At 62.6% G+C, this 14,765-nt stretch carries 11 protein-coding genes; 9 read left to right on the forward strand and 2 right to left on the reverse strand.

Annotated features, from left to right (window positions below; translation table 11 throughout):
- Window position 1: 1 nt before the first annotated feature.
- The 5 genes from K7G81_RS04140 (at window position 2) to K7G81_RS04160 (ending at window position 5,931) form a co-directional block, all read left to right on the forward strand.
- Window positions 2–2,107 (forward strand): right-handed parallel beta-helix repeat-containing protein, encoded by a 2,106-nt coding sequence (locus tag K7G81_RS04140; RefSeq protein WP_255586600.1) that lies wholly within the window; start codon window positions 2–4, stop codon window positions 2,105–2,107.
- A gap of 73 nt (window positions 2,108–2,180) precedes the next feature.
- Entirely contained in the window at window positions 2,181–2,912 is a 732-nt protein-coding gene (locus K7G81_RS04145; RefSeq protein ID WP_223029521.1) for an SDR family oxidoreductase, read from the forward strand.
- 13 nt (window positions 2,913–2,925) lie between these two features.
- Window positions 2,926–4,098: an FMN-dependent L-lactate dehydrogenase LldD gene (gene lldD / locus K7G81_RS04150; protein WP_223029522.1), complete on the forward strand. Its 1,173-nt coding sequence runs from the start codon at window positions 2,926–2,928 to the stop codon at window positions 4,096–4,098.
- Complete coding sequence (locus K7G81_RS04155) at window positions 4,095–4,943, forward strand: fumarylacetoacetate hydrolase family protein (protein ID WP_223029523.1); 849 nt, start codon at window positions 4,095–4,097, stop codon at window positions 4,941–4,943. The genes lldD and K7G81_RS04155 overlap by 4 nt, the downstream gene beginning before the upstream one ends.
- Before the next feature lie 178 nt (window positions 4,944–5,121).
- Window positions 5,122–5,931: an IclR family transcriptional regulator gene (locus K7G81_RS04160; protein WP_223029524.1), complete on the forward strand. Its 810-nt coding sequence runs from the start codon at window positions 5,122–5,124 to the stop codon at window positions 5,929–5,931.
- A gap of 24 nt (window positions 5,932–5,955) precedes the next feature.
- Here K7G81_RS04160 and K7G81_RS04165 read toward each other — a convergent pair whose 3' ends face one another.
- Window positions 5,956–6,966: a zinc-binding alcohol dehydrogenase family protein gene (locus tag K7G81_RS04165; protein WP_223029525.1), complete on the reverse strand. Its 1,011-nt coding sequence runs from the start codon at window positions 6,964–6,966 to the stop codon at window positions 5,956–5,958.
- 350 nt (window positions 6,967–7,316) lie between these two features.
- Here K7G81_RS04165 and fucP point away from each other — a divergent pair, with 350 nt between their 5' ends.
- From fucP to K7G81_RS04180, 3 genes are read left to right on the forward strand one after another with little or no spacing between them, the layout of a single operon-like run.
- Complete coding sequence (fucP, locus tag K7G81_RS04170; RefSeq protein ID WP_255586601.1) at window positions 7,317–8,600, forward strand: L-fucose:H+ symporter permease; 1,284 nt, start codon at window positions 7,317–7,319, stop codon at window positions 8,598–8,600.
- Window positions 8,519–9,709, forward strand: coding sequence for a mannitol dehydrogenase family protein (locus K7G81_RS04175; RefSeq protein ID WP_369412031.1), 1,191 nt, complete (start codon window positions 8,519–8,521; stop codon window positions 9,707–9,709). The genes fucP and K7G81_RS04175 overlap by 82 nt, the downstream gene beginning before the upstream one ends.
- Window positions 9,706–11,211 carry a UxaA family hydrolase gene (locus tag K7G81_RS04180; RefSeq protein WP_223029526.1) on the forward strand — a complete coding sequence of 502 codons (1,506 nt, stop codon included), beginning with the start codon at window positions 9,706–9,708 and terminating at the stop codon, window positions 11,209–11,211. The genes K7G81_RS04175 and K7G81_RS04180 overlap by 4 nt, the downstream gene beginning before the upstream one ends.
- Before the next feature lie 86 nt (window positions 11,212–11,297).
- Here the strand turns inward: K7G81_RS04180 and K7G81_RS04185 are convergent, their stop codons facing one another.
- On the reverse strand, window positions 11,298–12,935 hold the full coding sequence (locus tag K7G81_RS04185; RefSeq protein ID WP_223029527.1) for a DUF5597 domain-containing protein: 1,638 nt from the start codon (window positions 12,933–12,935) through the stop codon (window positions 11,298–11,300).
- Window positions 12,936–13,154: 219 nt separating this feature from the next.
- Here K7G81_RS04185 and K7G81_RS04190 point away from each other — a divergent pair, with 219 nt between their 5' ends.
- Window positions 13,155–14,717, forward strand: a complete 1,563-nt coding sequence (locus K7G81_RS04190; RefSeq protein WP_223029528.1) for an alpha-L-fucosidase — start codon at window positions 13,155–13,157, stop codon at window positions 14,715–14,717.
- Window positions 14,718–14,765 lie beyond the last annotated feature (48 nt).

The following is a 14,765-nucleotide window of genomic DNA, read 5'->3' on the forward strand; positions in this document are numbered from 1 at the left end:
CATGACGAAGCGACTCCCGATGACGCCCCTTTTCGCGGCCGCCATCCTGGCGTCGCCGGCGACGGCTCAGCTCACGCCCGTGCCCGACATCCCGAGCTTCACGCCACCGTCGGTCAGCCGAGCGCAAACCGCCAGCGCGATCCACATCGCGCATCGCCCCGAACCCGTTCCGGTGGTCTTTTCGGTTTCGCCCCAGGGTTCGGATGATGGCGATGGCACGCCGACCCATCCCTTTGCGACGCTGGCGCGGGCGCAGCAGGCGGTAAGAGGCGTGAACGACGATCACGACGTCACCGTCAGGCTCGCCGATGGCATCTATCGCCTGCGCAACCCGTTGCGTTTCACGGCGGCCGATGGCGGTCACAAGGGCTATACGGTGCGGTGGGAAGCGGCTCCCGGCGCGCACCCGATTATTTCCGGCGGAACGCCCGTCACCGGCTGGACGCTGGCCGATTCCGCGCGCGACATCTGGTCGGCGGATATTCCGCGCGGCGTCGATCCCCGGCAGCTTTGGGTTGATGGCCATATGGCGCCGCGCGCCGCGGTTCGTGCGCCCCGCACTGCTTTCAAGTTCCACGATTGGGGGATTGAGATCACCGATCCCGCGTGGGGCTTCCTGTCCAGGCTGCCCGATCAGTCCCGGCTTGAGGTCGAGAGCACTGGCTGGTTCACCGATCGGCACGCGATGGTCGATCGGATCGAGGACAACCGCATCATCATGCAGGAGCCGGGCTGGCGCAACAATCTGGTCGGCTATGATACATTCGCGCGCTCGGTCTGGGGCGACAATGCCGGCCTGTTCTTCGTCAATTCGATGGCGTTTCTTCGCAAGGCGGGCGAGTGGTACATCGATCCGGTGGCCGGCAAGCTCTATTACAAGCCGGCCGCCGGCCAGAACATGCGGCAGCTCCACGTGGTGCTGCCCCGATTGCAGTTCCTCATGTCGATCGCCGGAAATTACGACGATCCGATCAAGGACCTGCAGTTCCGCGGCCTCAGCTTCCGCGATACGAGCTGGCTGCTTCCCTCCGGTCCGGAAGGCTATGCCAGCCAGCAAAGCGGCTCGTTCCTCGCCGGCAATTGGGCGGATTATCCGGATCATCCGATCCGCGATTGCTCCTGGGGATGCTGGCCGTTCGAGGCGATGCGCAACCATTGGCGGCAGCAGCCCGCCGCGGTGCAGGTCGCTGCCGCGACCCGCATCGTCTTCGATCATGACGAATTCATGGATCTTGGCCAGATCGGCCTAGGCATCGGCAACGATGCTGACGCCAATGACAGCGGCATCGGACTGGGCGCGAGCGCGATCGACGTCCGCCGGTCGCGTTTCACCGATCTCGCCGGCGGTGCGATCATGGTGGGCGGCGTCAGGCCCGACGCGCATCACCCGTCGCGCCCCGAAATGACCGTGCGCGACATCCTGATAAGCAACAATCTGATCCATGATATCTCGCAACATTATCGCGAGCAGGCCGCCGTTCTCGTCACCTATGCGAGTGGCGCGGTGATCTGGCACAATGACGTATCGGACGCTCCCTATGACGGGATCGACGTCGGCTGGGGATGGGGCATCAACGATCCGGGCGGCAGTGCCGCCTATCTCACCGCCAATCGCGGCTATTACGACCAGCCGGGCAATCGTTTGTACAATTCCCCGACGATCCTCCATGATTCGGTGGTGGTGGGCAACCGCGTCCACGACGTGAAGCAATGGTTTCCCGACGGTGGCGCGATCTATCACCTGTCTTCCGACCCGGGCGCGCTGATCGCCGAGAATTACGTATATGATGTGTCCGACGGTATCGCCTTGTATCTCGACGAAGGGTCCCGCCACGTAACCTTGCGCAACAATGTCGTGAGCGATGTCGGCGTCTGGCTGAATCTCAATTCGCAGGACAATCTCGCGCCGCGGCGGACCGCTATGGACAACACGGCCATCGACAATTGGTATGATTCGGGCCGGCGGACGGGATCGTGGACGCCCTATCTCAACAATCGCGTCATCGACAACACGCTGATCGTCAAGGGACAATGGCCCGCCGCCGCTAAAGACGTCATCGCGCGTGCCGGGATCGAGCCCGAAGGCGAGCGAACGGGCGATCGCTGATATCATGGAGCGGGGGCGGGCAAGGCGGCACGGCCCGCGACCACTCGGATTTGCCGAAAGGAGAATATCACGCATGGCACGTCTCGCCGGAAAACGCGCTCTCGTCACCGGAGCTGGCCAAGGCATCGGCCGCGCGATCGCCGACCTGTATGCGCGCGAAGGGGCGACGGTCCTTGCGCTGGATGTCAACGGTGATGCGCTATCGACGCTCACCGATTGTGAGCCGATCGTCGTCGATCTGCTCGATCCGGCGGCAATCATCCGCACGGGCGAGGCGATCGGCACGCTCGACGTGCTGGTGAATTGCGCGGGCTATGTCGACAATGGCGCGCTCCTTGAGACGACCGAGGCGGGACTCGATCTGTCCTTGAACCTCAACGTGCGGGCGACGATCCGGATGACCCAGGCGGTGCTGCCGGCGATGCTGGCGGCGGGCGGTGGCGCCATCGTCAACATCGCGTCGGTTGCCGGGGCGATGATCGGCGTGCCCAACCGGCTAGCCTATTGCGCGTCCAAGGGCGCGGTGGCCGGCATGACGCGGTCGATCGCGCTCGATTATGTGGGCAAGGGCATTCGCTGCAACGCGATCTGCCCGGGCACCGTGCAATCGCCATCGCTCGATCAGCGTCTCGCCGCGACCGGTGATGCCGCGGCGGCAATGGCCGCCTTTGTCGCGCGGCAGCCGATGGGGCGCCTCGGTACGCCGGAGGAGATCGCGTTCCTAGCGCTCTATCTCGCGAGCGACGAGAGCGCCTATACCACCGGCGCGGTGATCGCGATCGATGGCGGCTGGACCATGGCATGAGCGTAGACAGGCGATGACGATTATTGCCGCTATCGAGGATTTCCGCGTGGCAGCGCGCCGGCGACTGCCCCGCTTCCTGTTCGATTATGCCGACGGCGGCGCGCAATCCGAGCAAACGATGAACCGCAATATCTCGGATCTTGCGGAGATCACCGTTCGCCAGCGCGTCTTGCAGGATGTCGCCGAGATCGACCTGTCGGCGCGATGGTTCGGCGATAGAGTCCCGCTGCCGGTGGCGCTTGGTCCGATCGGGATCGGGGGCATGTTTCGGCGACGCGGCGAAGTGCAGGCGGCGCGGGCGAGCGCGTCGCGCGGCATCCCCTTCACCTTGTCCACCGTATCGATATGCTCGATGACCGAGGTTCGCGCGAGCGTCCCCGACGCGCGACTATGGTTCCAGCTCTATGTCATCCGCGATCGCGGCTTCATGCGCGACCTGATTGCGATCGCGAAGGAGCAAGGGGCCCAGGCGCTGGTCTTCACCGTCGACATGCCGATACCCGGAATCCGGTATCGTGATCCTCGATCGGGCATGTCAGGCCCGCACGGCCCGGCCCGCCGTTTCGTTCAGGCGCTGGGAAAACCCGGCTGGGCATGGGATGTCGGCTTGCGCGGCCGGCCCCATCAACTGGGCAACCTCGTCCCCGTCCTCGGCAAGGACAGCGGGATGGAGGATTATATCGGGTGGCTGGCCAGGAACTTCGATCCGGCTATTCGATGGAATGATCTGGAATGGCTGCGCGAGGCGTGGGACGGCCCGCTGATCATCAAGGGCATCCTTGATCCCGCGGATGCCCGCGACGCGGCGGATTATGGCGCGCAGGGGATCGTGGTCTCCAACCATGGCGGCCGGCAGCTTGACGGTGCCCCCTCCGTCGCTCGCGCGCTGCCGGCGATCGCGGATGCCGTCGGTGACCGGCTGACGCTGTTCGCCGATGGCGGCGTTCGGTCGGGCCTTGATGTGGTGCGGATGCTGGCGCTGGGCGCGCGCGGCGTGTTGCTCGGGCGCGCCTGGCTGTGGGCGCTTGCCGCTCAAGGAGAGGCTGGCGTCGACCGCATGGTGTCGATGCTCGCGCAGGAGATGCGCGTGGTGATGACGCTGGCCGGCTGCAATAGCGTTGCGGCGCTCGACCGAACGATCCTTGCGACAAGTCCTTCTGTTCGCTTCCGAGGAGTGACCCTATGAAACTCTGCCGGTACGGTGCATGCGGCGCGGAAAAGCCAGGCATTCTCGACGCTGAAGGGCGCATTCGGGATCTGTCGTCGGTAATCGGCGATATCGACGCCGCAGCGATTTCGCCTGAAGGGATCGAGCGGCTTCGGCAGGTGGACATTGACGCGCTGCCGCTGGTGCCTGACGGCGTGCGTTATGGCGTGCCGGTGACGGGCACGCGCAAGTTCATCGCGATCGGGCTCAATTATGCCGATCACGCGGCGGAATCGAATCTGCCGATCCCGTCCGAGCCGGTCGTCTTCAACAAATGGGTCAATTGCCTGCAGGGGGCGAATGATCCGATCGTGATTCCGCGGGGATCGACGAAGACCGACTGGGAAGTCGAACTCGGCGTCGTGATCGGGACCGCCGCGCATGACGTCGCCGAGGCGGATGCGTTGACCCATGTCGCCGGCTATTGCGTGGTCAACGACGTCTCCGAACGCCACTGGCAACAGGAACGCGGCCCGACCTGGGACAAGGGCAAGGGCTTCCCGACCTTCGGCCCGGTCGGCCCCTGGCTGGTCACCGCCGACGAGGTGGGCGATCCGCAGGCACTCGGCATGTGGCTGGCGGTGAACGGCCGCCGCGTGCAGGACGGAAACACCAGGACGATGATTTTCACCGTCGCGCAGATCGTCGCTTATTGCTCGCGTTTCATGGCCCTGGAGCCGGGCGATATCATCACCACTGGCACGCCGCCGGGCGTCGGCATGGGGCAGAAGCCCGATCCCTGGTACCTCAAGGAGGGCGATGTCGTCACGCTGGGCATCACCGGCCTCGGCGAGCAGCGGCAGGAGTGCCTGCGGACATCCTAGCCCATGTGGCTCGATCGACGCCGGTTAAGAACCATTGCTTTCTATCGCCGCTTGTTGGCAAAATCGTCGCCAAGCCAGTATCAAGGGGCTCTCAGGCGCGTTGAGACTTGAGCGACAATGGGCGGGCAAGATTAACCGGGTCTGCTCGCGCCGAAGGTAGACTTTCAACGGAGACTCTATGCCCCGACCAGGCCCTAAAGGGACATATGCGGCGCCTGCCATCGAAAAGGCATTCGAGGTGCTCGAGATGTTGGCGAGCCAGCGCGAAGGAGCGCTGGTCAGCGAGATGGCGGCGTATCTCGACCGGTCGGTCGGCGAGCTGTTTCGGATCGTCATTGTCATGGAGCAAATGGGCTACCTCCAGAAGTCCGCGAAATCAGATCGTTACACGGTCGGATATAAGCTGCTCGATTTGGCTTATCGCGCGACGCCGGCCCAGAATCTGGTCAATGCTGCGTTGCCCGAAATGCGGATGCTTGCCATTGAAACCGGGCAATCTTGCCATTTCGTCGTACCCAATGGCGGCGAAGGGCTGGTTATTGCGCGCGAGGAGAATCCGGGCACCCGCGGCTTCTCACTGCGGTTGGGCGCGGCAATCGATATGGTTAAAAGCTGCTCGGGGCAGGTAATTCTTGCGTTTTCCAGCGCCGAGCGCGCCGACCATATCATCGCCGAAGCGGAAGCGATTCAGGGCATCAAGGTTGATCGCGCGGCGCTGAGTGCGCGGCTGGAGAAAATCCGGCAGGCCGGGTTCGATCATCGGAAAAGCCCGATCACCCATGGGGTGACCGATATCAGTTATCCGGTGTTCGGCTTTCACGAGGACATCGTCGGGGCGCTGACGATTCCTTTTCTCGAACTCATCGATGGGTCACAGAAAGTCGGCTTCGATGCGGCCCTCGGCGTTCTGAAAACCGCTGCAGCCAACATTTCGGAGACGCTCGGTTATCACGCCGGGCGCGGCGATACCATCGCCGTCCGCGGGTGAAACGCGGCGAGGGCCGGTATCAGATCAAAAGCTGGCCACCGCCTTCAGCACGTGATCGGCCTCCGCGATCAGTTCCGGAAGCCGGACCGGCATCTCCTCGCCGATAACGCTGTGGGTCTGCAAGTCGCTGGCCTTGATGTCGCCACGCTTCATTGCGCCGATAACCCGGGCAAAATCGCCGGGCAGGGCGTTGCGGCTGGCTATCAATGTGGTTTCGCGCTTGTGAAACTCGGGGTCGTCGAACTGGATTTCCCCAGGCGAAACGCCGACGAAGACCAGCTTGCCGCCATGGCCGAGGTAGGACAACGCGTTGTTCATAGCTGCGATAGAGCCGGTTGCATCTATGGCAACGTCGAAGAACTCTCCGTCGGTCTTGGCCCGCAGCGTCTCCGCAAGCGCCGCATCGGCTTCCACGATGTCGTCGAAGCCGAGCCTCGACCTGGCATAATCCAGCCGGCTCCGCCGCTGGTCGACCAGAGTAATGCTTGCGCCGTCCAGCCTGGCAAACAAGGCGGCCGCGATTCCGATCGGCCCGGCACCGACGATCAGCACCCGATCACCGGACGAAATCGTGGCTCGCGCCACCGCGTGCGCGCCAATCGACAAGAATTCCAGCAGTGCGGCCTCATCGAGCGACAGCCCAGTAGCGTCGATGACCGCGCTCTCCGGGACCGCCAGCAATTCACACATGCCGCCGTCGGCATGCACGCCCAGCACGGAGATGTTGGCGCAGGCGTTGGGCTTTCCACGTCTACAGGCCAAGCACGTCCCACAGGCGAGATAAGGATTGACGGCGACGACTTGGCCGACCTGAAAAGTCGAGCCCTGCGGTGCGTGCTCGATCTCGCCGGCGAGTTCATGACCCATGACGCGGGGATAGGTGAGATAGGGGTGGCGGCCACCGTAAATGTGGAAATCGGTGCCACACAAGCCGACCCGCCGGATTCTGATAAGGACCTCGCCTGCTTTCGGGACGGGCGGCTCGCGCGTTGCGACCGCAAGGCGATGTGGCTCCTGGCAAACGATTGCTTTCATACACCCTCGCCTAACAAAATCATTGATGCAAATACGCTATCGCTTATGGAAAGCAAGCGGGAACGGATAACCGTGCTTGCCGGCGATGCAACCGCTAATGTCGGAGCGTTGCGCGCGGGTGAGGAGTGTTCGGCTCGTGTCGCTCGACCTACTTGCGAGGTACAATTTGTTTATGGGAGCGCTTGTGGAACGTCCCAACGCCATATATGAAAAGTAGTTATTATAAGAGAAAGCTGTTGGGGAGGGTCTGTGAGCGTCGCCATCGCCCGGGATTTCAGTGACGCGCGCTTGCTGGCTCAAGGCGTCTGCCCGTTTGCCACTACGACGCACGCCTGCAGGGGAGATTCGGTTTGAGCGAGGATTCTGTATTTCCGCGCCGGTGGGCGACGGCGTTTATCCTCACGATCGCGTTGTTCTTCCTGTGGGGAGTCGCAAACAATCTCAACGACATCCTAATCGCGCATTTCAAAGTGGTATTCACTCTCAGCGATCTTGGCGCGGGACTGATCCAGTCGGCATTCTATCTCGGCTATTTCTGTCTCGCGATTCCGGCGGCGGTATTCATGCGGGCGAGAGGGTATCGCGCAGCGGTGATTCTCGGCCTGGGCCTCTACGGCGTGGGCGCGCTGCTGTTCTGGCCAGCCGCAGCGACGCTCAGCTATCCATTCTTTCTGTGCGCGTTGTTTGTGATCGCCGCCGGTCTCGCGTTTCTCGAGACCTCGGCGAATCCGTTGGTTGCGCGACTCGGGCCGGAAGGGAGCGCGTCGCTCCGATTGAGCTTCGCGCAGGCTTTCAACCCGCTTGGGTCGATCGCCGGCGTGCTGATCGGACGACGTTTTATCCTCGCGGAGTCGACCGTTCCGGCGCCATTGTCCTCGGCGGTCGAGGCGACCCAACGGGCGACGCAGGCAGCGAGCGTCCAGATGCCCTATCTGCTGATCGGCCTTGGGGTAATCGCGTGGGCCATCCTGATACGGTTGACGCCCTTTCCTGCGGTCGCCACCGACGCGGACGCCATCGAGGATTCGGCTGCGGCCGCGGCATTCGGCTCGGTGATCCGTACGCCGCGGGTGATGTTCGGGGTCGCCGCCCAATTCTTCTATGTCGGCGCGCAGGTTGGCGTGTGGAGCTTCCTGATCCGCTATGCCGAGATTGCGTTGCCCGGCACCGCTGCGCGGACGGGGGCGACGTATCTGACGATCTCGCTCGTGCTGTTCATGGTGGGACGATTTATCGGTGCCGCGCTAATGACCAGGGTCCGCCCGCTCGCGCTGCTCACCCTGTTCGCGGCGATCGACGCGGCATTGTGTGCGTTTGCGACGTTCGTTCACGGGGTTCCCGGGGTGACAGCCCTGGTCGTGTCGAGCTTCTTCATGTCGATCATGTATCCGACGATCTTCGCAGAATCGGTCGCCGGCCTGGGAGATCGAACCAAACCGGCATCGGCATTGTTGGTGATGGCGATCATCGGCGGCGCGATCTTTCCGGCGCTGATGGGCTTTGTCTCAGACCGGTCGGGATCGATCGTCAATGCGATGCTCGTCCCGGCGCTGTGCTTCGCGATGGTGTTCGCGTTCGGCGCCGTCAACCGCCGTGGGCTGGCCGAGGTCGTAAATGGGGCCGCGAAGCAGTGATCCTCCAGTTCGGAACCAGTCGCTTTCTGCAGGCCCATGTCGATTTGTTTGCCTGGCAAGCGCGCACGTCGGGCCAGGACGTGCCGCCGATTGTGATCGCCCAGGTTACCGATGACGAAGCGCGATCGCGTCGCCTGTCGGCATTCGCCGATCCCAGCGGCTTTTCGGTGATCGTCCGCGGCGTAGAAAAGGGGCGGCGGATCGCGAGCTCGATAATCGTTCGCAGCGTGGTCGACGGCATCAGTGCGCGTCGGGATTGGCGGAAACTTGTCGCCCTGTTTGTCTCGTCGGTTACCCATGTGGTTTCCAACACGGGCGCGACGGGCTTCGAGTCGATTGAAGGCGAACAGCCGCCGAACTCGGTTCAGCCGCCGACCGGCTTCATCGGCATGATCGTGCAGCTGCTATATAATCGTTGGAAGGCGGGTCGGGACGGCGTGACGTTCCTTCCATGCGAACTCATCCGGACCAATGGCGCCGTCCTCCATCACCGCGTGAAGGCGCTCTCAAACCAATGGGGCTATGGGGCGGCGTTCGAAGAATGGCTCGATACCGAATGCCGATGGGTCGACACACTGGTCGATCGCATTGTCAGCGAGCCGCTGAATCCCGCCGGCGCCATAACCGAACCCTATGCGCTGTGGGCGGTGAGCCGGCAGCCGGGTCTCGTTATGCCTTTCAACCATCCGGCAATCGAGCTGACCGATGATCTCGAGCATTTCGAACGTCTGAAACTTCACATTCTCAATCTTGGCCATACCTGGCTCGCCGCACAGTGGCGGCGGCTGGGAGAGCCGTCGGCGATGACGGTGCTCGACGCGATGAGCACGCCCGCCCTGGCCGATTCCCTCACGGCGGTCTATCGCGACGAGGTCGTTCCCGGGTTTATCGCCCGCGGCGCTGGTGACGCGGCGCACGACTATGTCGAGACGACGCTCGAGCGATTTCGCAATCCGTTTCTTGCCCATCGCCTCGCTGATATCGCGACCGATCACTCGACGAAGATCAAGACACGGATTGGCGGTTTCGTCGATTGGGTCGAACGGAGCGGCACCGTGTTGCCGATGCCGAAGCTCCAACATCTCCTGCAAGCGAGAAGCGCATCATGACCAGGGCTTTGTGTTTGACGAGTGGCGACGACGTCGCCGTCTTGATAGACGATGGGACGCCAGGTGACACTGTCCTTGGCGTCGGCCTGCGCGACGCAATCGCGAGCGGTCATAAAATGGCGTTGCGGCGCATTGCCAGGGGCGAGACAGTCCGCAAGTACGGACAAGCAATCGGCATCGCGAGCACCGACATTGCGGCCGGCAGCCATGTTCATACGCATAATCTATCGGTCGGAGATGGCCGAGCCGCCGTCCGAGCGGGTTTGCCGTCCGCGACGTGGACGCCCCCGGTGCCGAAAGAAACGCTACCGCTCACTTTCGCCGGATATCGGCGCGATAACGGCAGCGTAGGGACGCGCAACGCGATCGGTGTTATCTCCAGCGTCAATTGCTCGGCAACTGTCGTGCGGCGCATTGCTCGCCAATTCGAGGACAACCTGCCGTCCGGTGTCGATGCCGTAGTGCCGATCACCCATACACGAGGATGTGGCATGGCGGGGACGGGCGAGGCATTTGAAACGCTGGAGCGGACGCTGGCCGGCTACGCGCGCCACGCCAATTTCGGCGCCGTGCTGATGATCGGCTTGGGTTGCGAGCAAGTCCAGATCGAGGGGCTGCTCGCTCGCTATGGCCTTGCGCCCGGAGCGCGATTGAGGACGCTCTCCATTCAGGACGCTGGCGGTACCGCTGAGGCTATCGACCGCGGCGTAGCGATCGTGTCCGATTTCGTCGATCTCCTGAGGAACGATCGACGTAGCGACTGCCCTGTATCTGACTTGGTGCTGGGTCTGCAATGCGGGGGGTCGGATGGTTGGTCCGGCATCACGGCCAACCCCGCACTGGGGGCAGCCGCTGACTTTCTGATAGCGGCTGGAGCGACAGTGCTGCTGTCGGAAACGCCGGAAATTTATGGTGCCGAACATCTGTTGCTGGCACGTGCCGCAAGTCCCGCAGTCGCCAACGCGCTCGACGAGCGGATCGCCTGGTGGGAGCGATACGCCAGCCGTAATGGCGTCAGCCTCGACAATAATCCATCCCCCGGCAACAAGGCTGGAGGGCTGACCACCATCTTCGAAAAATCGCTCGGTGCGATCTCGAAGGCCGGAACGGGGCCGCTCAATGACGTGATCCTTTATGGGGCGCCATGTCGTCACCGCGGTCTGGTGTTCATGGATTCGCCCGGTTACGATCCCTGCTCGGCCACCGGCCAGATTGCCTCGGGCGCCAATCTTCTTGCTTTCACCACGGGGCGCGGATCGGCGTTCGGCGCGCTGCCAACGCCCTGTCTGAAAATCGCTTCGAACGCACGCTTGGCCGCGGCAATGGCGAACGACATGGACATCGATTGCTCGCCGATCCTCGACGGGATGTCGGTCGCGGAGGCGGGCGAGTTGATCTACCGGATGCTCGTCGCGACCGCTTCAGGTCAGGAAACCAAGTCGGAGCGGCTCGGTCTTGGCGATTTCGAGTTCGTGCCTTGGGACATGGGTGCCTGGCTATAGACGTCCCTGGCCGTCCGTATCGCCCTGAATTGGCGATGCCTTGCTTCTTTCCTTGAGTATGCGCGACTGGGAACTGTCGGGGCGGCTCACTTGTAGCTCCCCATCGTCACCTTCAGCAGATAGGGCGTATCGACGAAATTGAGCCCATAGTCGGTCTCGTCGCCGTTCCATACGCGGTCCATCACCCACGTGCCCTTATCGAAATGGCCTTCTTCGACGCGCACCATCAAGGGGTGAGGGGGGCCGTCATTCGACGCGTCGATGTGCAGGCGGACGTGATCGCCGGTAATCAGAAACGTATCGGGGCCGAGCGCAGCGACGAGACACCCGCCGATCGGCTTGGCGGCCCAGGGCGGGGCGTCCTGGCGCCGCATGTCGTCCTCGTCGGGTCCGAACTGCCATTGGCCGTATTTGGCGGTAATCGTCCAGGCGCCGAAGGTTTTCTTTTGCGCGGCGCCGTCGTCCGGCCGCGAACAGCCCCAGGTCTCATGCTCGTACGCGATCCTTGCCCAATCGCGGTCGATCGGGGCGATCAACGCATATTTGCTGGCGAAGGCGTCTATGATCTCGTCGTCGAGCGGACCGGCGCCGAGAGGGTAGTTGAAATAGCCCGTCGCATCCATGCCGAACGGCGCATAGCCGATCGCACCGTGACCCAAAGCGGACCAGAAATACCGTGCGAATTTGGGTGCGTTGCCCGTTTCGGGGACAAACAATGGATTGTCGGGGCGATCGTAGTGATCGAGATAAGCCGCGACGTCTGCGCTCTTGGCATCGTATATGTCGGGCGCCTCGGTGTCGATTGCCGGCGCCGCCGCTTTCCAAATGTCGAGGACGTCCCATTGTGGTCCACCGCTTGCCACCGCTTTAGGATCGGGCGTTCCGAACGCGCCGGCGAGGGCCGCGTTGGCATACATCGGCAGCGGCTTTACTTCCTTGCCGGCGGCGGCGATTTCGTTGACGTAACGAGCCAGATACCAGGTGTTGAAATAGCGATCGGCTTGGTCGCCGAACACCCGCGCCCAGTTTCCAGGCTGCTTGTGCTGCGCCTTGACCAGCGCCGCAGGCACGGGCCCGTCGAACAGCTTCTGCGCGGCCATGCCGTAATCGCGCGGGTTGCCGTAGCTGCCGGTTTCGTTTTCGACTTGCACCATCAGCACGGTGTTCTGCGGATCGTGCGCCTTGAGATAGGACATTAGCTGCACGAAGGCGCGCTTGTCGGCCTCCAGCGTCGAGCGGTACATTGGCGATAGCGCGTAAGAATCACTGCCATCCGGCTTCTTCATGCGCGGAAAGCGCCTGTTGTTGGTCAGCACCCAGGCTGGCGTGTAATTGGGATTGGTATTCTTCCAGGTGCCGAACCACAACAGCACCAGGCGCTTGTCGTGCGACCGCGCCTGCTCGAGCAGCGTTTGCACCCAGGAAAAATCGAACTTCCCTTCCTCCGGTTCGACTTGCTGCCAGGCGACCGGAATCTCCAGCGTATTGGCGTGCAATTGATCGAGCACCGGCCAGACCTTCGGCAGCGCAGACGGATAATTGCTCGAATTGTTCGCCTGCGCCCCAAGCATCAGGAACGGGGCGCCGTCGACCAGTAGCGCGTGATGATTGCCGTTTGTCACCAATCGGGGAAGCGGCGCTTCCGCCTGTTGTGCGGCCGCCGGGGTATTCGTCGCGGTCAAGAGCGCTACCAGCGTCGCCGTCACGCCGCTTCTTGCAATCATTTTTCTCTCCCCTTCAGTTGATCTGTCAATCTTTGCGCGAGGGCGGGAGGGTGAGCGAGACACGGTGCGTAGCTCGATGCCCGGAAGGCTCAACGCGCGTCGCTGTGTCCTTGTCTCGAATCTTCAACTCCTACTTGCCTAATGAGAACCTGTTTGCAAATATGATAAATAGGGCGGCGCTGTCGAGATGCGTTGCCGGTCAGGCAAAGGAGAGGCTCGATGATCAAGCTTAACAAGCGAGAGTTGCTGGGTGCATCGCTCGCCACGGCGCTTTCCTCGAGGGCGCTGGCGCGCGGTTCCGGCGCGTCTGCTTCGCTGCCGGGCCTCGATGCCGACGTGCCCAAGCCGGTGGCAGGCCGCTTTCAGCCGACCACCGAATCGCTGATGACCTACCGAACGCCCGAGTGGTTCCGCGACGCCAAGTTCGGTATCTGGGCGCATTGGGGGCCGCAAGCGGTGCCGGGGCAGGGCGATTGGTATGCCCGCTTCATGTATGTGCCCGGCCACCCGCATTACGATCATCATCTGAAGACCTACGGCCACCCTTCCGAACACGGCTACAAGGACGTCATTCCGCTGTGGACCGCCGATCGGTTCGATGCCGATGCGCTGATGACGAAATATGCGGCAGCGGGCGCGAAATATTTCGTGTCGATGGGGGTCCATCACGACAATTTCGATCTGTGGAATTCAAGGCATCACCGCTGGAACGCGGCGGCGATGGGCCCCGAGCGCGACATCGTCGGCACATGGCAGGCCGCGGCGAAGCGGCACGGCTTGCGCTTCGGCGTTTCCGAGCATCTCGGCGCCAGCTATTGCTGGTGGTATCCCAACCATCTCTACGACCAGTTCTGGCCGAAACTCGGCGTCAGCTATGACGGCGCCGACCCGCGCTATGCCGATCTCTACCACGACAATCGTGACCAGCCGTTCCTCAACAAGCCGGGCACCTGGTACACCGACAACGCCGAATACCATCACATATGGTACAAGCGTATCCGCGACCTGGTCGACAGCTACCAGCCCGATTTGCTTTATTCTGACGGCGGTTTGCCGTTCGGGTCGATCGGAAAATCGCTGGTCGCCGACTTCTACAACAGCAGCATTGCGCGCAGCGGCAAGTTGGATGCGGTCTACAATTGCAAAGATTCGGGCTCCGGAGAATTCCACAAGGAATGGGCGGTGCAGGATGTCGAGCGCGGCGTGCTCAAGGGGATCAGCCCACTTCCCTGGCAGACCGACACATCAAATGGCGACTGGTTTTTCAACGAGAACTACAAATACAAAACCGCTGATGAAGTCATCACGATGCTGGCCGACATCGTCAGCAAAAACGGCAACATGCTGCTCAACGTCGTGTTGCATGCCGACGGCAGCTTGCCGCCCGAATCCGAGCAGCTGCTTGCCGAGTTGACGGCATGGATGGCGGTTAACGCCGAAGCGATTCACGGAACACGGCCATGGAAGATTGACGGTGAAGGTCCGACCGAAGCCGCCGCCGGCATGTTCAAGGAACAGGTCGCCTATACGGCCAAGGATATCAGGTTCACCACGAAAGGCGATCGTCTGTTCGCGATCACGCTCGGCGAGCCGGCAGGCAGCGTCGCGATTACCGCGCTTGCGCAGGGCAATCCGTACGAGAGGCGGCCGGTGAGCCGCGTCCGGCTGCTCGGCGCGCGGCAAAAGACCAGGTTCCGGCAATCCGGGCAAGCACTGGTCATCGACATGCCTGCGGCGCTGCCGACGCGCCACGCCAGCGTCTTCGAGATCAGCTTCGCCTGACCACTTCCCCCTTTTCCGACCTTCGAATGGATGACGATGACAATTCCC

Source organism: Hephaestia mangrovi, from assembly GCF_019880555.1.
In the GTDB taxonomy this organism is placed as follows: Bacteria; Pseudomonadota; Alphaproteobacteria; order Sphingomonadales; family Sphingomonadaceae; genus Sphingomonas; species Sphingomonas mangrovi.